This is a genomic window from Herbaspirillum sp. AP02 (genome assembly GCF_015767275.1).
Classification (GTDB): domain Bacteria; phylum Pseudomonadota; class Gammaproteobacteria; order Burkholderiales; family Burkholderiaceae_D; genus Herbaspirillum.
In genome coordinates this window covers 170,432-189,705 of the sequence record NZ_JADWMY010000005.1, presented here as the reverse complement: position 1 = coordinate 189,705, position 19,274 = coordinate 170,432, and the positions used below count along the sequence as shown (strand labels likewise).

15 protein-coding genes are annotated in these 19,274 nt (G+C 63.9%); 14 read left to right on the top strand and 1 reads right to left on the bottom strand.

The genetic code is table 11. From position 1 onward, the window contains the following. The 11 genes from mraY to lpxC all read left to right on the top strand — a co-directional run bounded on the left by mraY (nucleotide 1) and on the right by lpxC (nucleotide 13,560). Complete coding sequence (gene mraY, locus I5R65_RS12755) at nucleotides 1-1,170, top strand: phospho-N-acetylmuramoyl-pentapeptide-transferase (RefSeq protein ID WP_180668002.1); 1,170 nt, start codon at nucleotides 1-3, stop codon at nucleotides 1,168-1,170. Between the two features lie 108 nt (nucleotides 1,171-1,278). Beyond that, nucleotides 1,279-3,420, top strand: coding sequence for a UDP-N-acetylmuramoyl-L-alanine--D-glutamate ligase (gene murD / locus I5R65_RS12750; RefSeq protein ID WP_180668000.1), 2,142 nt, complete (start codon nucleotides 1,279-1,281; stop codon nucleotides 3,418-3,420). After that, on the top strand, nucleotides 3,417-4,682 hold the full coding sequence (ftsW, locus tag I5R65_RS12745) for a putative lipid II flippase FtsW (RefSeq protein WP_180667999.1): 1,266 nt from the start codon (nucleotides 3,417-3,419) through the stop codon (nucleotides 4,680-4,682). The genes murD and ftsW overlap by 4 nt, the downstream gene beginning before the upstream one ends. Further along, the gene (gene murG / locus I5R65_RS12740) at nucleotides 4,679-5,761 is read left to right on the top strand and encodes an undecaprenyldiphospho-muramoylpentapeptide beta-N-acetylglucosaminyltransferase (protein WP_180667997.1); all 1,083 of its coding nucleotides are present in this window, start codon (nucleotides 4,679-4,681) and stop codon (nucleotides 5,759-5,761) included. Before ftsW ends, murG begins: the two co-directional genes overlap by 4 nt. Then, on the top strand, nucleotides 5,758-7,185 hold the full coding sequence (gene murC, locus I5R65_RS12735) for a UDP-N-acetylmuramate--L-alanine ligase (protein WP_180667996.1): 1,428 nt from the start codon (nucleotides 5,758-5,760) through the stop codon (nucleotides 7,183-7,185). The genes murG and murC overlap by 4 nt, the downstream gene beginning before the upstream one ends. Beyond that, a complete protein-coding gene (locus I5R65_RS12730) occupies nucleotides 7,182-8,186 on the top strand; it encodes a D-alanine--D-alanine ligase (RefSeq protein WP_180667994.1) in 1,005 nt (334 codons plus the stop codon). Before murC ends, I5R65_RS12730 begins: the two co-directional genes overlap by 4 nt. Before the next feature lie 30 nt (nucleotides 8,187-8,216). Further along, nucleotides 8,217-8,987: a cell division protein FtsQ/DivIB gene (locus I5R65_RS12725; protein WP_006713162.1), complete on the top strand. Its 771-nt coding sequence runs from the start codon at nucleotides 8,217-8,219 to the stop codon at nucleotides 8,985-8,987. A 10-nt stretch (nucleotides 8,988-8,997) separates the two neighbouring features. Then, nucleotides 8,998-10,230, top strand: a complete 1,233-nt coding sequence (ftsA, locus tag I5R65_RS12720; protein WP_008334543.1) for a cell division protein FtsA — start codon at nucleotides 8,998-9,000, stop codon at nucleotides 10,228-10,230. A 335-nt stretch (nucleotides 10,231-10,565) separates the two neighbouring features. Next, the gene (gene ftsZ, locus I5R65_RS12715; RefSeq protein WP_180667992.1) at nucleotides 10,566-11,756 is read left to right on the top strand and encodes a cell division protein FtsZ; all 1,191 of its coding nucleotides are present in this window, start codon (nucleotides 10,566-10,568) and stop codon (nucleotides 11,754-11,756) included. A gap of 182 nt (nucleotides 11,757-11,938) precedes the next feature. After that, nucleotides 11,939-12,445 carry a peroxiredoxin gene (locus I5R65_RS12710; protein ID WP_180667990.1) on the top strand — a complete coding sequence of 169 codons (507 nt, stop codon included), beginning with the start codon at nucleotides 11,939-11,941 and terminating at the stop codon, nucleotides 12,443-12,445. A 179-nt stretch (nucleotides 12,446-12,624) separates the two neighbouring features. Further along, on the top strand, nucleotides 12,625-13,560 hold the full coding sequence (gene lpxC, locus I5R65_RS12705; protein ID WP_006713168.1) for a UDP-3-O-acyl-N-acetylglucosamine deacetylase: 936 nt from the start codon (nucleotides 12,625-12,627) through the stop codon (nucleotides 13,558-13,560). 131 nt (nucleotides 13,561-13,691) lie between these two features. Here lpxC and I5R65_RS12700 read toward each other — a convergent pair whose 3' ends face one another. Next, the gene (locus I5R65_RS12700; RefSeq protein WP_180667989.1) at nucleotides 13,692-14,246 is read right to left on the bottom strand and encodes a DciA family protein; all 555 of its coding nucleotides are present in this window, start codon (nucleotides 14,244-14,246) and stop codon (nucleotides 13,692-13,694) included. Nucleotides 14,247-14,299: 53 nt separating this feature from the next. Between I5R65_RS12700 and I5R65_RS12695 the strand changes: the two genes are divergently transcribed. From I5R65_RS12695 to I5R65_RS12685, 3 genes are all read left to right on the top strand, one after another. Then, on the top strand, nucleotides 14,300-15,277 hold the full coding sequence (locus I5R65_RS12695) for a M23 family metallopeptidase (RefSeq protein ID WP_180667987.1): 978 nt from the start codon (nucleotides 14,300-14,302) through the stop codon (nucleotides 15,275-15,277). A gap of 259 nt (nucleotides 15,278-15,536) precedes the next feature. Further along, nucleotides 15,537-18,290, top strand: a complete 2,754-nt coding sequence (secA, locus tag I5R65_RS12690) for a preprotein translocase subunit SecA (protein ID WP_180667985.1) — start codon at nucleotides 15,537-15,539, stop codon at nucleotides 18,288-18,290. 180 nt (nucleotides 18,291-18,470) lie between these two features. Then, the gene (locus tag I5R65_RS12685) at nucleotides 18,471-19,271 is read left to right on the top strand and encodes a DUF2272 domain-containing protein (protein WP_180667984.1); all 801 of its coding nucleotides are present in this window, start codon (nucleotides 18,471-18,473) and stop codon (nucleotides 19,269-19,271) included. Nucleotides 19,272-19,274 lie beyond the last annotated feature (3 nt).

Sequence of the window (19,274 nt, the reverse complement as noted above, 5' to 3'; positions counted from 1 at the left end):
ATGCTGGTCTGGCTCGCACAGAATTTTCAACAGGATTTCGGCTTTCTGCGCCTGTTCAACTTCATCACCTTCCGCGCGGTGTTCGCCACGCTGACGGCGTTGTTGATCGGCATGATCGCAGGCCCGGCCGTGATCCGCATGCTGACCCGCATGAAGGTCGGCCAGGCGGTGCGCACCGATGGTCCCCAGACCCACCTGATCAAGTCCGGCACCCCCACCATGGGCGGCGTGCTGATCCTGATCGGCATCGGCGTTTCCACCCTGCTGTGGGCCGACCTGTCCAACCGTTTCGTCTGGATCGTGCTGATCGTCACGCTCGGTTTCGGCGCCGTCGGCTGGGTTGATGACTATCGCAAGGTGGTCTATCGCGACCCGCAGGGCATGCGCTCGCGCGAAAAGTATTTCTGGCAGTCGCTGATCGGCCTGGTGGCAGCGTTCTACCTGGCCTTCTCGGTCTCGGAAGTGAGCAACATGAAGGTCTTCGACCTGTTCGTGGCGTGGGTGCGTTCCGGCTTCAGCCTGGATCTGCCGCCCAAGGCCGACCTGATCGTGCCGTTCTTCAAGACGGTCACCTATCCGCTGGGTGTGTGGGGCTTCATCGCGCTGACCTATTTCGTCATCGTCGGTACCAGCAATGCCGTCAACCTGACCGACGGCCTGGATGGCCTGGCCATCATGCCCACCGTACTGGTGGGCGCCGCGCTGGGCCTGTTTGCCTACCTGACCGGCAATGCCAGCTACGCCAAATACCTGTTCATCCCGCACATCCCGGGCGCCGGCGAACTGCTGATCTTCTGCGGCGCCATGGGCGGCGCGGGCCTGGCCTTCCTCTGGTACAACGCCTACCCGGCGCAGGTGTTCATGGGTGACGTCGGCGCGCTGGCGCTGGGCGGCGCGCTGGGCACCATCGCCGTGATCGTGCGCCAGGAAATCGTGCTCTTCATCATGGGCGGCATCTTCGTGGTGGAGACCCTGTCGGTGATGATCCAGGTGGCCTATTTCAAATATACGAAGAAGCGTTTCGGTACCGGTCGCCGCGTACTCCTGATGGCGCCGCTGCACCATCACTACGAGCAGAAGGGCTGGAAGGAAACCCAGGTGGTGGTCCGTTTCTGGATCATCACCATGATGCTGGTCCTGGTGGGGTTGTCGACGCTGAAGCTGCGTTGAGCTTGTTTTGACTTCGCAGCAGGAAAGAAAACACGGCGCCCCTTGCCGACCATGTCAGGGGCGCCTTTGTAGCAAGCAGGTTCTAGAGAAGTGAGTTTGGAAACAACGATGAATTACTCGGGCAAACACGTTCTGGTGCTCGGACTCGGTGAGTCCGGCCTGGCAATGGCGCGGTGGCTGGTCTACTGCGGCGCCAGCGTGCGCGTGGCCGATACCCGTGGCGAAGCGGCCCTGGCCGAACGCCTGGCCGCCCTGCGCGGTGATGCGCCCGAGGCCCAGGCCGAACTGGGCCAGCCCTTGTCGCCGTCCCTGCTGGAGGGCGTGGACTTCGTCGCCGTCAGCCCGGGCCTGGCCCCCGATGGCGAACTGGCGCCCTTGATGCCAGCCATCGCCGAGCGTGGCCTGCCGTTGTGGGGCGAGATCGAACTGTTCGCGCAGGCGCTGGCCGCCTTGCGTGAAGAAACGCTGTACCAGCCCAAGGTCCTGGCCATCACCGGCACCAACGGCAAGACCACGGTGACGCGCCTGACCGGCCTGCTGTGCCAGCGTGCCGGCCTGTCGGTGCAAGTGGCCGGCAACATCAGCCCGGCCGCGCTGGATGTGTTGCGCGAAGCGGTGATCCGGGACAAGGTCTTCCTGGCCGAACTGGCCGAGCAGGATGCGATCGCCGCAGCCCAGGCGCAGGCCGAAGCCGAGGCGCAAGCCGCGCAGCAGGCCGTGCTGGATGCCCAGCAGGCGGCCGATGCCGAAAAGCATCGCCGCGCCGCCGCCCGCATCGAAGAGGCGGCAGCGATTGCCGTGCCGGTGCTGCGGGCCGATCTGCCGGTTGATTCGTCCACTGATTCGTCTGCTGAGCTGTCGACTGATGCACCCGCTGCCCCGCAGCTGGATCTGCTGGCAACGGCTGACGACGGCGAAGCGACCGGGCCGATGCAACAGCCGCACGAGGCTGTCGAAACAGACCTGCCTGCTGCTGAGATGACTGAGGCCACTGAGACCATTGAGGCGACCGCAGCCCCAGAAAACGCTGAGCTGGACGAAACGCCGGTCGCTGCAGAAGCAGTTGACCCCGCCGTCGCCGCCACCCTGGAAGTGGCCTCCGACGTCGTGCCGCAGGCCGATCCCGATATGCCCGCCACGACCGGCGAAGCCATGAACCTGGGCGACTTCATGGAAGTCTCCCGCAAGGCCGAGGAAGATGCGCTGGTGGAAGTCCCGCCGCCGCCGCCCCCGGAACCGACCTACCGTGGCAGCCTGCCGCAGGCCTGGGTGCTGGAGCTGTCCAGCTTCCAGTTGCATACCACGCACAGCCTGCAGCCGCATGCGGCCACCGTGCTGAACCTGACCCAGGACCATCTGGACTGGCACGGCAGCATGGAAAACTATGCCGCCGACAAGGCCCGTATCTTTGGCCAAGATACTGTGCGCGTACTCAATCGCGACGATGCGCTGGTGATGGAGATGGCCTCCGGCGCCGCGCCGCTGTCGACCTTCGGTCTGGACGAGCCGACCGCGCCCAATAGCTTCGGCCTGGTCAACGACAACGGCATGCTGTGGCTGGCCAATGCCTTCGTGCATGAGGACGACGAGGTGCCGGAAGGCAAGCGTCGTCGCAAGCAGAAGGACATGCTGCCGCCCCCGGTCACCCTGAAGCGCCTGATGCCCGCCGATGCCCTCAAGATCCGCGGTGCCCACAACGCCATGAATGCCCTGGCCGCGCTGGCCCTGTGCCGCGCCATCGACCTGCCGATGGCGCCGCTGCTGCACGGCCTGCGCGACTACACCGGCGAGCCGCACCGGGTGGAGCTGGTCGGCGTGATCCAGGAAGTGGATTATTACGACGACAGCAAGGGCACCAATGTCGGCGCCACCGTGGCGGCCCTGAACGGCCTGGGCCTGGGCGGTCGTCCGAACCGCATCGTGTTGATTGCCGGTGGCGACGGCAAGGGCCAGGACTTCTCGCCGCTGGACCTGCCGGTACAGAAATATGCCCGCGCCGTGCTGCTGATCGGTCGTGACGCTCCCGCCATCCGCGCTGCGCTGGCCGACAGCGGTGTCGAACTGATCGACTGCGCCAGCCTGGAAGCCGCCGTCGAAAAAGCCGGCGAGATCGCGCGCGCCGGTGACATCGTACTGCTGTCGCCGGCCTGCGCCAGCCTGGACATGTTCCGCAATTACGCCCATCGCGCCGAGGTCTTCGTGGACGCGGTGCGTGAGTTGGCGCTCTCGCGCGGCGAGGTACTGGCATGAAACTGAACCTGTCATCGATGCGCAGTTTGCTGGGTGGCCTCAAGGAGGCTGCACCGGCGGCCGCCGGCCGGGTCCGGGCCGGTCGCGGCAGTGCATCGGGCAGCATCGGTCTGGAGCAACGCTCGCGCATGATGGAATACGACCAGCCGCTGATCTGGGTGGTCTTGCTGCTGATGCTGTTCGGCATGGTGATGGTGTACTCGGCCTCGGTGGCCTTGCCCGATTCGCCCAAGTACGCCTCGTACTCGAATTACCATTTCCTGATGCGCCAGGCGATCTTCATCGTGGTCTCCATCATTGCTGGCGCGCTGGCCTTCCGCGTGCGCATCGAGACCTGGCAGAAGTGGGCGCCTTATCTGTTCGGCATCACCCTGATCCTGCTGCTGATGGTGCTGGTGCCCGGTGTGGGCAAGGGTGTCAACGGCGCCAAGCGCTGGCTCTCGCTGAAGATCATCAACCTGCAGCCTTCCGAGCTGATGAAGTTGTTCATCGTCCTGTATGCGGCCGACTACACGGTGCGCAAGCAGGCGGTGATGCACAAGCTGGTCAAGGGCTTCTTCCCGATGGCCGCGGCCGTCGGCCTGGTGGGCCTGTTGCTGCTGCTGGAGCCGGACCTGGGGGCGTTCGGCGTGATCGTCTGCATCGCCATGGGCATCCTGTTCCTGGGCGGTATCAATGGCGTCTGGTTCGGCGGCATCGGTGCCACGCTGGTGGGCGTGTTCTCGCTGGTGATCGTGACTTCGCCCTGGCGGCGCGAGCGTATCTTCGCCTACCTGAACCCGTGGGAAGAAGAAAATGCGCTGGGCAAGGCCTACCAGCTGTCGCACTCGCTGATCGCCTTCGGGCGGGGCGAGCTGTTCGGCGTGGGCCTGGGCAGCAGCGTGGAAAAATTGCATTACCTGCCGGAGGCGCATACCGACTTCCTGCTGGCCGTGATCGGCGAGGAACTCGGTTTCGTCGGTGTGCTGGTGGTGGTGCTGCTGTTCTACTGGCTGGTCAAGCACGCCTTCGAGATCGGCCGCCAGGCCATCGCGCTGGACCTGACCTTTGCCGGCCTGGTGGCCAAGGGCATCGGCATCTGGCTGGGTGTGCAGGCCTTCATCAACATGGGTGTGAACCTGGGTCTCTTGCCCACCAAGGGCCTGACGCTGCCGCTGATGAGCTACGGTGGATCGGGCGTGCTGTTGAACTGCGTGGGCCTGGCCATCCTGTTGCGCATCGATTACGAAAACCGGGTCCTGATGCGCGGAGGTCGCCTATGAACGCGCCGCGCAAGCTGCTGATCATGGCGGCCGGGACCGGTGGTCATATCTTCCCCGGCCTGGCCATTGCCGAGACCATGCGTGCGCGTGGCTGGCAGGTGTCCTGGCTGGGTACCACCCACGGCATGGAGCGCGAGCTGGTGCCGCGCCATGGCGTGGAGATGGACAGCATCGTCTTCGCCGGTCTGCGCGGCAAGGGCCTGATGCATACGGTCAAGGGCGTGTGGTGCCTGGCGGCCAGCTTCTTGCGTTGCTTCAGCATCCTCGGCCAGCGTCGCCCGGACGTGGTGCTGGGCATGGGCGGCTATGTCACCGTACCTGGTGGCGCCATGGCGCGCCTGCGCGGCAAGCCGCTGGTGCTGGTCAATGCCGACGCGGCGCTGCTGCTGTCCAACAAGACCTTGACGCCGCTGGCCGACAAGGTCCTGTTCGGCTTCCCCGCCGATTTCGGCCGGGCGGCCGGCAAGGCCGAGGTCACCGGCAATCCGGTGCGCAAGGAAATCATCGCCCTGCCGCAACCGGGCCAGCGTTACGCCGCGCGCACCGGCCCGCTGAAGATCCTGGTGGTGGGCGGCAGCCTGGGCGCCAAGGTGCTGAACGACAACGTGCCTGCCGCGCTGGCCCGGCTGCCTGTCGAATTGCGCCCGCAAGTCACGCACCAGTCAGGCAAGCAGCATATCGTCGCGCTGCGCGCGGCCTATGAAGCCGCCGGCGTACAGGCCGAGGTGCTCGATTTCATCGACGACATGCCGCGTCGCTACGCCGAGGCCGATCTGGTGATCTGCCGCGCCGGCGCGATCACGGTCTCCGAGCTGACCGCTGCTGGCGTGGCCAGCGTGCTGGTACCGCTGGCGGTCTCGACGACCTCGCACCAGATCGACAACGCCAGGTGGATGGCCGCCAACAAGGCGGCGATCCACCTGCCACAACGCGAACTGACGCCGGAACACCTGGCCGGTTTGCTGCAGAAACTGGACCGCGCTGCATGCCATGAAATGGCGCAGGCGGCATACGAACAAGGCCGGCGCGATGCCAATGAGGCAATCGCGCGCGTGCTGGAAGGACTGGTAACACCATGAAGCATCGCGTCAAGAACATCCACTTCGTCGGTATCGGCGGCTCCGGGATGAGCGGCATCGCCGAGGTTCTGCTGAACCTGGGCTATGGCGTCTCCGGCTCCGATCTGGGCAGCAACGCCGCCACCCAGCGCCTGGCGCAACTGGGTGCCTGCATCCGCTACGGCCATGCGGCCGAGAACATCGAGGGCGCCGACGCCATCGTCACCTCCACCGCCGTCAAGGGCGACAATCCGGAAGTGCTGGCAGCGCGCAAGAAACACATCCCCATCGTGCCGCGTGCGGTGATGCTGGGCGAGCTGATGCGCCTGAAGAAGGGCATCGCCATCGCCGGCACCCACGGCAAGACCACCACCACCAGCCTGGTGGCCAGCGTGCTGGCGCAGGGTGGGCTGGACCCGACCTTCGTCATCGGTGGCCGCCTCACCAGCGCCGGCGCCAACGCCAAACTGGGGACCGGCGAATTCATCGTGGCCGAAGCCGACGAGTCCGATGCCTCGTTCCTGAACCTGATGCCGGTCATCGAGGTGATCACCAACATCGACGCCGATCACATGGAGACCTACAACCATGACTTCGCGCGTCTGAAGCAGGCCTTCGTCGAATTCACCCAGCGCCTGCCGTTCTACGGCGTGGCCGTGCTGTGCCTGGATGATCCGCATGTGCGCGAGATCATGCCGATGGTGTCCAAGCCCATCCTCACCTACGGTTTCCATGACGATGCCGACGTGCGCGCCATCGACGCCAAGGCGGTGGACGGCAAGATGGAGTTCACCGTGATCCAGGACGGCTACGCCCCCATGCAGGTGAGCCTGAACCAGCCCGGCATGCACAACGTGCAGAACGCCTGCGCCGCCATCGCCATTGCGCGCGAGCTGGACGTGGACGACGCCGCCACCCAGAAGGCGCTGACCGAATTCAATGGTGTCGGTCGCCGCTTCACCCGCTACGGCGAAGTGCCGATCACCGATGCCCAGGGCAAGCCGGCCGGCCACTTCACGCTGGTAGACGACTACGGTCACCATCCGGTCGAGACCGCTGCCACCATCGCCGCCGCCCGTGGCGCCTATCCGGGCCGCCGCCTGGTGCTGGCCTTCCAGCCGCATCGCTATACCCGCACGCGCGACCTGTTCGAGGACTTCGTCAAGGTGCTGTCCTCGCCGGATGTGCTGGTGCTGGGTGAGGTGTATTCGGCCGGTGAAGCACCCATCGTGGCCGCCGACGGCCGTTCGCTGGCGCATGCGCTGCGTGCTGCCGGCAAGGTCGAGCCGGTGTTCGTCGCCGACATCGGCGACATGCCCGAGACCATCCGCAACGTGGTGCGCGACGGCGACGTGGTCATGACCATGGGCGCGGGATCGATTTCCGCCGTGCCGGGCCGCCTGGTGGCGCAGGCCGGTGGCAACAATGAACAGGGGGCCGCATGATCAGCCAGGACCAGATCAAGGCCTTCGGCCGCGTCGGCGTGCTCTTCGGCGGTCGTTCGGCCGAACGTGAAGTGTCGATGATGTCGGGCAATGGCGTGCTGCAAGCCTTGCGCAGCAAGGGCGTGGATGCGCATCCCTTCGACCCTGCCGTGCGCTCGCTGGGCGAACTGCAGGCCGAGAAGTTCGACCGCGTCTTCATCGCCCTGCATGGCCGCTATGGCGAAGACGGCACGCTGCAGGGTGCGCTGGAACAGATGGGCCTGCCCTATACCGGCCCCGGCGTGATGGCTTCCAGCATTGCCATGGACAAGGTCATGACCAAGCGCATCTGGCTCTCGCACGGCCTGCCCACGCCGCGCTTCCTGACGCTGGACGCCAAGGCCACCGGCCGCGAGCAGCTGCGCCTGGTACCGGACGAACTGGGCCTGCCGTTGATGCTCAAGGCGCCGCACGAAGGCTCGACCATCGGCATCGCCAAGGTCAACGGCTATTCGGACATGCAGGAAGGCTTCGACCTGTGCGCCCGCTACGACAGCGTGGTGCTGGCCGAGGAATTCATCCGTGGTCGCGAGCTGACCGTGCCGGTGCTGGGAACGGGCCGCGAGGCGCGTGCCTTGCCGGTCATCGAGATCCGCGCACCGGAGGGTAACTATGATTACCAGAACAAGTATTTCACCGACGATACGAAATATTTGTGTCCGGCCCCGCTTGACGAGGAACTGACGCGCCATCTGCGTGATCTGGCGGTACAGGCTTTCAATGCGCTGGGTTGCCGTGGCTGGAGCCGCGTCGATTTCATGCTGCGCGAAACCGATGGCAAGGCCGAACCCTATCTGCTGGAAATCAACACCTCGCCCGGCATGACCGGTCACTCGCTGGTGCCGATGGCGGCCAAGGCGGTGGGCATGAGCTATGAGGACCTGTGTTGCGAAATCCTGCAGATGGCGGCGCTGGACATGACGCCTTCCAAGGACTGGACGCCGCAGGCGGGCCAGTCGTGATGGTTCGGGTCTAAGGGAGCGCGCGCGTCGATGTGGCAGGACGTCAAGATGCTCAACGCCATCAGCAGTGCGCTCATTGCGCTGGTGCTGCTGGCCCTGGTGGCATCCGGTTTGTGGTGGGTGGCGCAGCGGCCGATGTTTACGCTGCACACGATACGCATCGAATCCGCCGGCGAGTTGCCGCTGGAAAAGGTCAATGCGTTGACGGTGCGGGCGACGGCGGTGCCGCGCATCCACGGCAATTTCTTCACTGCCGACCTGACGGCGGTGCGGGCGGCCTTCGAGGCCGTGCCCTGGGTGCGCAAGGCCATGGTGCGGCGCGAATGGCCGGACCGGCTGGTGGTGAAGATCGAGGAACACAAGGCCCTGGGTACCTGGGGTGAAGATGGCAAGTTGTTGTCGCAGAAGGGCGATGTGTTTACCGCCAACCTGGCCGAGGCCGAGGACGACGGTGACCTGCTGGAATTCGATGGCCCGCCCGGTAGCGAGCAGCAGGTGGTGGCCCGGCTGGCGCTGTTCCGCCAGTGGTTCGCACCGATCAAGCTGGAGCCGGAATCGCTGGTGCTGTCCAATCGTTATGCCTGGACGGTGCGCCTGGACAACGGCATGACGGTCGAACTGGGGCGCGACCAGGGCGATGCGGTCTTGAAGGAACGTGTGGCAAGGCTGGTGGCGGTGTATCCGCAACTGCTGGAAAGATTGCAGGGCAAGATTGAAAGTGTCGACTTGCGCTATCCCAACGGGATGGCGTTGAAGGCGGATGGCATGGTGCTGGCGGCAATGAACGGGAAAAAGAAATAAGCGGAACGCTATGACAAAAGACGCAAAAAATCTGATCGTCGGCCTGGACATCGGCACCTCGAAAGTGGTGGCGGTGGTGGCCGAGGTGCTGCCCGACGGCCGCCATGAAGTGATCGGGCTGGGCCAGTCCGAATCCAAGGGGCTCAAGAAGGGGGTGGTGGTCAATATCGAAGCCACCGTCGAATCCATCCAGCGCGCCCTGGAAGAGGCCGAGCTGATGGCCGACTGCAAGATCCGCAATGTCTATACCGGCATTGCCGGCAGCCACATCCGCAGCTTCAACTCCAGCGGCATGGTGGCCATCAAGGACAAGGAAGTCACGGCGGCCGATGTCTCCCGCGTGATCGAGACGGCCAAGGCGGTCAACATCCCGACCGATCAGCAATTGCTGCATACGGTCCCGCAGGAATTCATCGTCGACAACCAGGAAGACGTGCGCGAGCCCATCGGCATGAGCGGCATCCGCCTTGAAGTGAAGGTGCACATCGTCACCGGCGCCGTCTCGGCCGTACAGAACATCGTCAAGTGCGTGCGCCGCTGTGGCCTGGAAGTCTCGGACCTGATCCTGCAACCGATGGCCTCGGCCGATTCGGTGCTGACCACTGACGAGCGCGAACTGGGCGTGGTGCTGGTCGATATCGGTGGCGGTACCACCGACGTGGCGGTGTTCACCGAAGGTGCGATCCGCCATACGGCCGTGATCCCCATCGCCGGTGACCAGATCACCAACGACATTGCCATGGCGCTGCGCACGCCCACGCTGGAGGCCGAGGAAATCAAGCTGCGCTATGGCGTGGCCAAGCAGATCCTGGCCGATCCGACCGAGACGCTGGAAGTGCCGGGCCTGGGCGACCGCAATCCGCGCACCCTGTCGCGCCAGGCGCTGGCGGCGGTCATCGAGCCGCGCGTGGAAGAACTGTTTGCGCTGGTGCACCAGGTGGTGCGCGAGTCGGGCTACGAAGAAGTGCTGTCCTCGGGCATCGTCCTCACCGGCGGCTCGGCGATGATGCCGGGCATGACCGAGCTGGCCGAAGACATCTTCCTCAAGCCGGCCCGACTGGGCACGCCGGAATACAGCGGCCAGCTGGCCGACGTGGTGCGCAGCCCGCGCTACTCGACCGTCCTGGGCCTGTTGCAGGAAGCCAAGAAGCAATACCTGCGCGGCTACATCGTGACCCGCCAGGAAGGCTCGGTGAAGGCGGTCTGGCAGCGCATGAAGGAATGGTTCCTCGGCAACTTCTGAGGGCCGCGTCCGGCGGGCATTACCGGCGGGCTGCGGAATGCATCAGGATGTAAAAGCATTGGTGGACGCTGGCGTAACGGTTGTAGGGTTCAGGCAGTCGACATGGACAGTACGCCAGCAGATGGGCAGGACGGTTTGGTTGGAATAGCGGTATCACGCATGACTCGCAACATTCATTCGTAGCATTGGTAGCATCGGCAGCATTGGTTTCAAAAGTAAAAGCAGCAGCAACAGGGAATTGAACATATAGACAGCAGTGATCAGTTGCTAGTCGTCACACCGCGTGATGCCTATCAACTGCCAGCTGCAGGACACACATATTTTAAGGAGTCATCATGGAAATCGATATGGTCGACAATGCGACGCTGGGGACGATCATCAAGGTCGTTGGCGTTGGCGGTGCTGGCGGCAATGCCGTGCAGCACATGATTAACAAGGGTGTGTCTGGCGTCGAATTCATCGCCGCCAACACGGATGCCCAGGCGCTCAAGCAATCCAAGGCGCATAACGTCATCCAGATCGGTGATACCGGTCTGGGCGCCGGCATGCAGCCTGACGTCGGTCGCCGTCTGGCCGAGGAAACCCGTGCCCGCATCGAAGATTCCCTGCGCGGTGCGCACATGGTCTTCATCGCCGCCGGCATGGGTGGCGGCACCGGCACGGGTGCTGCACCGGTGGTGGCGCAGGTGGCCAAGTCGCTGGGCGCGCTGACCGTGGCCGTGGTCTCCAAGCCGTTCTCCTACGAAGGCCAGAAGTGCATGGACATCGCCGATGCCGGTCTGGAAGAGCTGACCCAGCACGTCGATTCGCTGATCATCATCCTCAATGAAAAGCTGGAAGAGATCTACGAAGACGACAGCATGATCGAATGGCTGTCCCACGCCGATGACGTGCTCAACAACGCCGTGGCTGGTATTGCCGAGATCATCAATGTCCCGGGCCATATCAACGTCGACTTCAACGACGTCAAGACCATCATGGGCGAGCAGGGCAAGGCCATGATGGGGACCGCCACCGCTGCCGGCGTGGACCGCGCCCGCGTGGCCGCCGAGCAGGCCGTGGCCTCGCCGCTGCTGGACGGCATCGACCTGTCGGGCGCCCGCGGCGTGCTGGTCAACGTGACCGCCAGCCGTGGCCTGAAGGGTAAGGAAATCAAGGAAGTGATGGCGACCGTGCGTGCCTTCGCTGCCCCTGACGCTTCCATCGCCCAGGGTATTGCCTACGACGACAGCATGGGCGACGAGATCCGCGTCACCGTGGTGGCCACCGGCCTGGGCCGTGCCCGCAAGGCCGTGCAGCTGGTGCAGACCCCGGTCATGCGTACCGGTACCCACAACGAACCGATGATGGCCGTTGGTGGCGTGATGCCGCAAGGCGCCGCGCAAGCGGGCGGTGCTACTTTCGGTGGTTTGAAGGCGCCGGCCGTGTGGCGTCGCGAGTCGGCCTCCGACACCGTGCGCGCACTGGAAAAGAACGGCATGGAAACCTACGACATCCCGGCCTTCCTGCGCAAGCAGGCGGACTGAGTCGGGTCTTCACCGCTGGCCTGCACAGTCGCAGCAGGCCGGCCGGTTCCAAGGCATACTAACGCCGCGCCTGGTGCGCGGCGTTTTTTCGTGCGTCGCCTGCGGGCAACTCATCTGTCCGATTGATCAATCGGGCCAGATTCATCACCTAGATCATTTATACAACCAGACGAGGAAACACCATGACCATCAAGATCGGCGACCGCCTGCCCGAAGGCACCCTGACCGAATTCATCGAGACCGAGACCGAAGGCTGCAGCCTGGGCCCCAACGCCTTCAAGGTGTCCGACCTGGTCAAGGGCAAGAAGATTGCCTTGTTTGCCCTGCCCGGCGCCTTCACCCCGACCTGTTCGGCCAAGCACGTGCCGGGCTACATCGCCCTGGCGGAACAGTTCAAGGCCAAGGGTGTGGACGAGATCTGGTGCCTTTCGGTCAACGACGCCTTCGTCATGGGCGCCTGGGGGCGCGACCAGAAGGCCACCGGCATCGTGCGCATGTTCGGCGACGGCAGCGCCACCCTCACCAAGGCACTGGGCATGGAGTTCGACCTGACCGAACGCAACATGGGCGTGCGCTCGCAACGCTATTCGATGCTGCTCGAAGATGGCGTGGTCAAGCAGCTGAACCTGGAAGCCCCGGGCAAGTTCGAGGTCTCCAACGCCGAGACCCTGCTGGGCCAACTGGGCTGATTTCCTCCGGGAATCCTGCAACGGCATGCTGCGGCATGCCGTTTTGCTTTGTGGAAATGGCAAGCCTTGCAAGAAGTCGTCCCGAGATCGCACTGGCGGGTCTTTGCAGATGGGAACGATTTGCAACAAAGCCGCGCCGTGGCGGGGCGGCGAGAAGGCATCTTGGCTATAATGACTGGATGTTGAAACAGCGCACAATCAAGAATCTGGTCAAGACCACGGGCGTCGGTCTGCACTCCGGCACCAAGGTCGAGCTGACCCTGCGTCCGGCCGCGCCCGACACCGGCATCATCTTCCGTCGCGTCGATCTGGACCCGGTGGTCGAGCTGCCGATGATGGCCACCGGCGTGGGCGACACCCGCATGGCCTCGACCCTGACCAAGGATGGCGCCAAGGTTTCCACCGTCGAACACCTGCTCTCGGCCTGCGCCGGCCTGGGCATCGACAACCTGTATATCGACCTGACCGCCGAAGAAATCCCCATCATGGATGGCTCGGCCTCGTCCTTCGTCTTCCTGCTGCAGCAGGCCGGCCTGCAGGAGCAGAATGCGGCCAAGAAATTCATCCGCGTCAAGAAACCGGTGGAAGTGCGTGAAGGCAGCGGCGACAAGGAAAAATGGGCGCGCCTGGAACCCTATGACGGTTTCCGCCTGAAGTTCTTCATCGAATTCAACCATCCCGCCGTGGATGGTACCGGTCAGGTGGCCGAGGTCGATTTTGGCATCGACTCCTACGTCAAGGAAATCGCGCGCGCGCGTACCTTCGGTTTCATGCAGGACGTCGAAACCCTGCGCGGCATGGGCCTGGCGCGGGGCGGTTCGTTCGAGAACGCCATCGTCATGGATGAGTACCGCATCCTCAATGCCGACGGCTTGCGCTACGACAACGAGTTCGTGCGCCACAAGATCCTGGACGCCATCGGCGACCTCTACATCATCGGCCATCCCCTGCTGGCCAGCTACGACGCCCACAAGTCCGGTCACGGACTGAACAACCTGCTGCTGCGCGAGCTGCTGTCGCAACCCGATGCTTATGAAATCGTCAGCTTCGACAAGCTGGAACAGGCGCCGCAGACCTACGTCATGCAGGCCAAGCAGGAGTGGGCGCTGAACTGATCGCTTAACCGCACAGCAGCAGTCCTCAAATGCAGACGCCCCGGCCTGGACCGGGGCGTTTCTTTTTGGCGCTGCAGAGTGGGCTGGTAAAAAATCTTGTAAATCTTTTATCAGGACAGGGGCGGGCGGCTCTAGCTTCCCTCGGGAAATGGCGACGATTCCCCTGCCTGCTTGGTCGATCTGCGCCCGTCGCGACGCCGTATCATGGCATCGATCGCCTCCTTCAGACCCTGACTGCGCGGGTCGCTGGCCAGCGTACTGCTGAGCTCGGCGAAGGAGGAGAGGGCGCCGTCGGTCAGCTCCAGCACCCGTTTGGGCGGAGGTGGAGGGGCAGTTTTGCCAACTTGCACTTTGATTCGGATTGAATTAACCTGCCATCCGTCCTTCAGCAGGCGGTCCTGCAGCCTCGGGGTTTGCTGCTTCAACCGGGCCGCCAGCGCTGCATTGGGTGCGCTCATGACCAGCACGCCAGCTTCGAACTGCAAGATCTGACACGCGGCAAACATCGCCGGCAACGACGCGGCGACCGACTGCTGCAGCGTGCCCATGCGAGCCAGGGCGGGCAAGAGCGCCGCCATCGTCGAATTCGACCGCAAGAAATCCGCGGCTCCCTTCGTGCTCTTCGCCATGCGTTGGGCGCTCGTGGGGGCAGGGCGATAAGGGGTGAACGTAGATGGGTACTTCATCTTTAAACCTTATCACATCCGGTGTCTGACCGGCCGGAGACCAAGGAGCAAAGATGCAAATTATCCTGCTGCACCCCCGTTTCACCAAAGCCCGTTCGGTCACCTTGGGCAGCAAGCATCTGTTCATCATGATGTTCCTGCTGGTCGGCCTGATCGCCGGCTCGTCGACGCTGATCACCTACTTCCTGCTGCGCCAGGCCGGTGACCCCGATGCATCCCCCTTGTTGCACAAGCTGGCAGTATCGATGAGCCAGGAAGAGGACGGCCGCAACGAAAAATTCCTCAAGGAAAACCTGGCCATGATGGCCGTCAAGGTCGGCGAGATGCAGGCCCAGATGATGCGCCTGGATGCGCTGGGCGAGCGGGTGCAGGGCCTGGCCGGCATTCGTCCCGAGGAATTCAATTTCAAGGAGTCGCCCGGTCGCGGCGGCGCCGAAGTCTCCAGCCTGGCTGGCCCGGGCCGTGATGTCGGCCTGGACGAGTTGCGCCGCATGCTGGACAACCTGGCCCTGGACGCCGGGCATCGCACCGATTACCTCAATGCCGTCGAGTCCACCCTGATGGGCGACAAGATCAAGTCACGCCTGTTGCCGACCAACCAGCCGGTCAACGTTGCCTACAATTCGTCCAGCTTCGGCTGGCGCCTGGACCCCTTCACCGGTCACAACGCCTTTCACGAAGGCCTGGACTTCCCGGCACCGGTCGGCACCCGCATCGTGGCCGCCGCCGCCGGGGTGGTGATCGCCTCGGAATATCATTACCAGTTTGGCAACATGCTGGAAATCGACCATGGCAACAACATCATCACCCGCTACGCCCACGCATCGCGCCTGTTCGTGAAGGTGGGCGATATCGTCAAGCGCGGTCAGCATGTGGCCGATGTCGGCTCCACCGGCCGTTCCACCGGCGCCCACCTGCATTTCGAGGTGCGCATCCGTGGTATTGCCCAGGATCCGCGCAAGTTCCTGGCGCTGGGCGCCAATGGCGGCAACCAGCCCAAGCAGATGCCGGTATTCGTGGCTGGCCGCTGAGCCCTGCACCCACGGGCGGCATCCACCGGGCGGGCGCGCCGGCCTGAATATTTCTTCACGCGCCCCTTCCACCTTGAAACCTTGCAAACCTGCCCGATCTAAGGCTTTACCGCCTCAGGCCGGGCCGTAAAGCCATTGGCGCGGGCCTGCGTGCTAAAATCCATGGTTTATTTTCGGGCGTTGTCGGCCGGAACCCCACGGCCGGGTGCCAAACGTCTATCTGCCGGATCGTCCATCGGCGCTTTTATAGAATCCAAGCATGTCATTCCTGACCAAGATTTTCGGCAGCCGTAACCAGCGTCTGCTCAAACAATATCAAAAAATCGTCCGCCAGATTAACGCGCTGGAGCCCTCGGTCGAGAAACTGACCGATGCTGAACTGCAAGCCAAGACGCCCGAATTCAAGCAACGCATCGCCGGCGGCGAGGCGCTCGATGCGATCCTGCCGGAAGCCTTTGCCGTCTGCCGCGAAGCCAGCCGTCGCGTGCTCAAGATGCGTCACTTCGATGTCCAGCTGATCGGTGGCATGGCCCTGCACTTCGGCAAGATCGCCGAAATGCGCACCGGCGAAGGCAAGACCCTGATGGCGACCCTGCCGGCCTACCTCAATGCCCTGGCCGGCAAGGGCGTGCACGTGGTGACCGTCAACGATTACCTGGCCCAGCGCGATGCCGACGACATGGGACAACTCTACAGCTGGCTGGGCCTGACCACCGGCGTGAACCTGTCGCAGATGGAGCACGACGTCAAGCAGGAAGCCTACGCCGCCGACATCACCTACGGCACCAACAACGAATTCGGTTTCGACTACCTGCGCGACAACATGGTCTTCGATGCCGACGACCGCGTGCAGCGCGCCCTCAATTTCGCCATCGTCGACGAAGTGGACTCGATCCTGATTGACGAAGCGCGTACCCCGCTGATCATCTCCGGCCAGGCCGAGAACCACACCGAGCTGTACCACAAGATGAACGCCGTACCGCCGCTGCTGACGCTGCAGATCGGCGAGGAAACCCCGGACGGCAAGGGCAAGATCGAAGTCCCGGGCGACTACACCAAGGATGAGAAGAGCCACCAGGTGCTGCTGACCGAAGCCGGTCACGACAAGGCCGAGGAAATCCTCACCCAGATGGGCCTGCTGGCCGAAGGCGCCTCGCTCTACGACGCCGCCAACATCACCCTGATCCACCACCTGTATGCCGCCCTGCGCGCCCACACCCTGTACCACCGGGACCAGCACTATGTGGTGCAGAACGGCGAAGTGGTGATCGTGGACGAATTCACCGGTCGTCTCATGACCGGCCGCCGCTGGTCCGATGGCCTGCACCAGGCGGTGGAAGCCAAGGAAGGCGTGAAGATCCAGAACGAGAACCAGACCCTGGCCTCGATCACCTTCCAGAACTACTTCCGCATGTACGGCAAGTTGTCCGGCATGACCGGCACGGCCGATACCGAAGCCTACGAATTCCAGGAAATCTATCACCTCGAAACCGTGGTGATCCCGCCCAACCGTCCCAATGCCCGCAAGGACCGCCAGGATCAGGTCTACAAGACCGCGCAAGAGAAGTACATGGCGATGGTCAAGGACATCCAGGACTGCTACGAGCGCGGCCAGCCCGTGCTGGTGGGCACCACCTCGATCGAGAACTCGGAACTGCTGTCGGGCATCCTGACCAAGTCCAAGCTGCCGCACAACGTCCTGAACGCCAAGCAGCACGCCCGCGAAGCCGAGATCGTGGCCCAGGCCGGCCGTCCCAAGATGATCACCATCGCCACCAACATGGCCGGTCGCGGTACCGACATCGTGCTGGGCGGCAATATGGGCAAGCAGATCCAGCTGATCGAGGCCGACGAGTCCCTGTCGGACGCCGACAAGGCCGCCAAATCGCAGCAGCTGCGCGATGAATGGCAGTCCCTGCACGACCACGTGGTCAATGCCGGCGGCCTGCACATCATCGGTACCGAACGTCACGAATCGCGTCGCGTGGACAACCAGTTGCGTGGCCGCTCCGGCCGCCAGGGCGATCCGGGTTCCTCGCGCTTCTACCTGTCGCTGGACGACGCGCTGCTGCGCATCTTCGCCGGTGACCGTGTACGCGCCATCATGGACCGCCTCAAGATGCCCGAGGGCGAACCGATCGAAGCCGGCATCGTCAGCCGCTCCATCGAATCGGCCCAGCGCAAGGTGGAGGCCCGCAACTTCGACATCCGCAAGCAATTGCTGGAATACGATGACGTCGCCAACGACCAGCGCAAGGTGATCTACCAGCAGCGCAATGAACTGCTGGAGTCGGCCGAGATGGCCGAGATGATCTCTTCCCTGCGCGATGGCGTCTTCACGGACCTGTTCCGCCAGTACGTGCCGGCCGAGTCGATGGAAGAGCAGTGGGACATCCCCGGCCTGCAAGCCGCGCTGACCGGCGAATGGCAGCTGGACGTCTCGCTGGAAGCGATGTTGCAGGCCGAGCCGGACCTGTCCGACGAAGACCTGCTGGAGCGCCTGCTGAAGGTAGCCCAGGAGAGCTACGACGCCAAGGTCGCCGTGGTCGGCGTGGACGCCTTCGCCGGTTTCGAGCGCAGCGTCATGCTGCAGAGCATCGACAACCACTGGCGCGAACACCTGGCCGCGCTGGATCACCTGCGCCAGGGCATCCACCTGCGCGGTTATGCGCAGAAGAACCCCAAGCAGGAATACAAGCGCGAAGCCTTCGAACTGTTCGCCCAGATGCTGGACCTGATCAAGAACGAAGTGATCAAGGTGGTCATGACGGTCCGCATCCAGAGCCGCGAGGAAATCGAAGCGGCCGAGGAAAGCATGGCCGGCGGCTCGCCCATCCACGTCAACTACCAGCACGCCGATTTCGACCCCGAGGCGGCCCCCGAGGAATTGCTCGCGCCGACCGCCCAGGCGGACGCCGACGATGATTCGGAATACCCCAAGGTCGGTCGCAACGACCCCTGCCCGTGCGGCAGCGGCAAGAAGTACAAGCAGTGCCACGGCAAGCTGGCCTGATCACTTTCGCCTGATCGCCCGCTCGTCCCAGAGAAGGCCGTTCCCCCGCCCGGGTGAACGGCCTTTTTGCTGGGTGTGCTGCCCGTGTGCCCTTTGCAACCCGGCCGGCCTTAGGCCTTATGATGAGCGCACCGGCAGCCATGGTCTGCCAGATGGTCCGCCCTCCAGGAGAACAAGAAGATGACATCCGCCACGTTTTCCCGCCCCGTCCTATGCAGCGCACTGGCAGCCACTCTGTTGCTGGCCGGCTGCGCCTCCTCACCCCTGCCGCAATGGCGCGACAGCGACAACGCCGGTTATGCGCCGGTCACGCCCTCCGTGCCGGTCACCAATACCGGCGTACCGGCGGTGGCCATCAGCACCGCCGCGCCCACCCGCGCCGCCCTGGTGGCGGCAGCCAAGGCCGAGTGGGATTTCTTCGGCAACCAGCAGATCGACATGCGGCACGAGCCCTTCAGCGCCCCGCGCCTGGGCCTGCTGGAAGATGAAGGCGAGGCGGTGCAGCGCGTGGCCGAATACTGGCATGCAGTCGGCAAGAACCTGACCGGCGCCGACTGCCAGCAGGCCTGGTCGGCCGCTTTCATTTCCTGGCTGATGGTCAGCAGCAATGTGGCGCCACAGGACTTTGCGCCCAACGAAACCCATTTCAACTATCTGAGCTTCCTCAAGGATCGCCAGTCGCGTCCCTCGCCGCAATTCGTGCTACGTCCACCTGAGAGTGAGCCGCTCACGCCCGGCGATCTGATCTGTGCCCCGCGTGGCAACAACAATGTGACTTCCATCGACGAGATTCGCCCCGGCCTGGCCGGGCATTGCGACATGGTAGTGGAAGTCCATGCCGATGATGGCTGGGCCGGCGTGATCGGCGGCAATGTCTTCAACTCGGTGTCCGAATCGCTGATCCCGGTCGATGAGCAGGGTCGGGCACAGCCGATCGCACAGCGGCCCTGGCTGGTGGTGGTCAAGAACCTGCTGCCCTGAGCG

Coding starts and splice junctions, on each gene's coding strand:
- mraY (WP_180668002.1), top strand. CDS start 1: ATGCTGGTCTGGCTCGCACAGAATTTTCAACAGGATTTCGGCTTTCTG.
- murD (WP_180668000.1), top strand. CDS start 1,279: ATGAATTACTCGGGCAAACACGTTCTGGTGCTCGGACTCGGTGAGTCC.
- ftsW (WP_180667999.1), top strand. CDS start 3,417: ATGAAACTGAACCTGTCATCGATGCGCAGTTTGCTGGGTGGCCTCAAG.
- murG (WP_180667997.1), top strand. CDS start 4,679: ATGAACGCGCCGCGCAAGCTGCTGATCATGGCGGCCGGGACCGGTGGT.
- murC (WP_180667996.1), top strand. CDS start 5,758: ATGAAGCATCGCGTCAAGAACATCCACTTCGTCGGTATCGGCGGCTCC.
- I5R65_RS12730 (WP_180667994.1), top strand. CDS start 7,182: ATGATCAGCCAGGACCAGATCAAGGCCTTCGGCCGCGTCGGCGTGCTC.
- I5R65_RS12725 (WP_006713162.1), top strand. CDS start 8,217: ATGTGGCAGGACGTCAAGATGCTCAACGCCATCAGCAGTGCGCTCATT.
- ftsA (WP_008334543.1), top strand. CDS start 8,998: ATGACAAAAGACGCAAAAAATCTGATCGTCGGCCTGGACATCGGCACC.
- ftsZ (WP_180667992.1), top strand. CDS start 10,566: ATGGAAATCGATATGGTCGACAATGCGACGCTGGGGACGATCATCAAG.
- I5R65_RS12710 (WP_180667990.1), top strand. CDS start 11,939: ATGACCATCAAGATCGGCGACCGCCTGCCCGAAGGCACCCTGACCGAA.
- lpxC (WP_006713168.1), top strand. CDS start 12,625: ATGTTGAAACAGCGCACAATCAAGAATCTGGTCAAGACCACGGGCGTC.
- I5R65_RS12700 (WP_180667989.1), bottom strand. CDS start 14,246: ATGAAGTACCCATCTACGTTCACCCCTTATCGCCCTGCCCCCACGAGC.
- I5R65_RS12695 (WP_180667987.1), top strand. CDS start 14,300: ATGCAAATTATCCTGCTGCACCCCCGTTTCACCAAAGCCCGTTCGGTC.
- secA (WP_180667985.1), top strand. CDS start 15,537: ATGTCATTCCTGACCAAGATTTTCGGCAGCCGTAACCAGCGTCTGCTC.
- I5R65_RS12685 (WP_180667984.1), top strand. CDS start 18,471: ATGACATCCGCCACGTTTTCCCGCCCCGTCCTATGCAGCGCACTGGCA.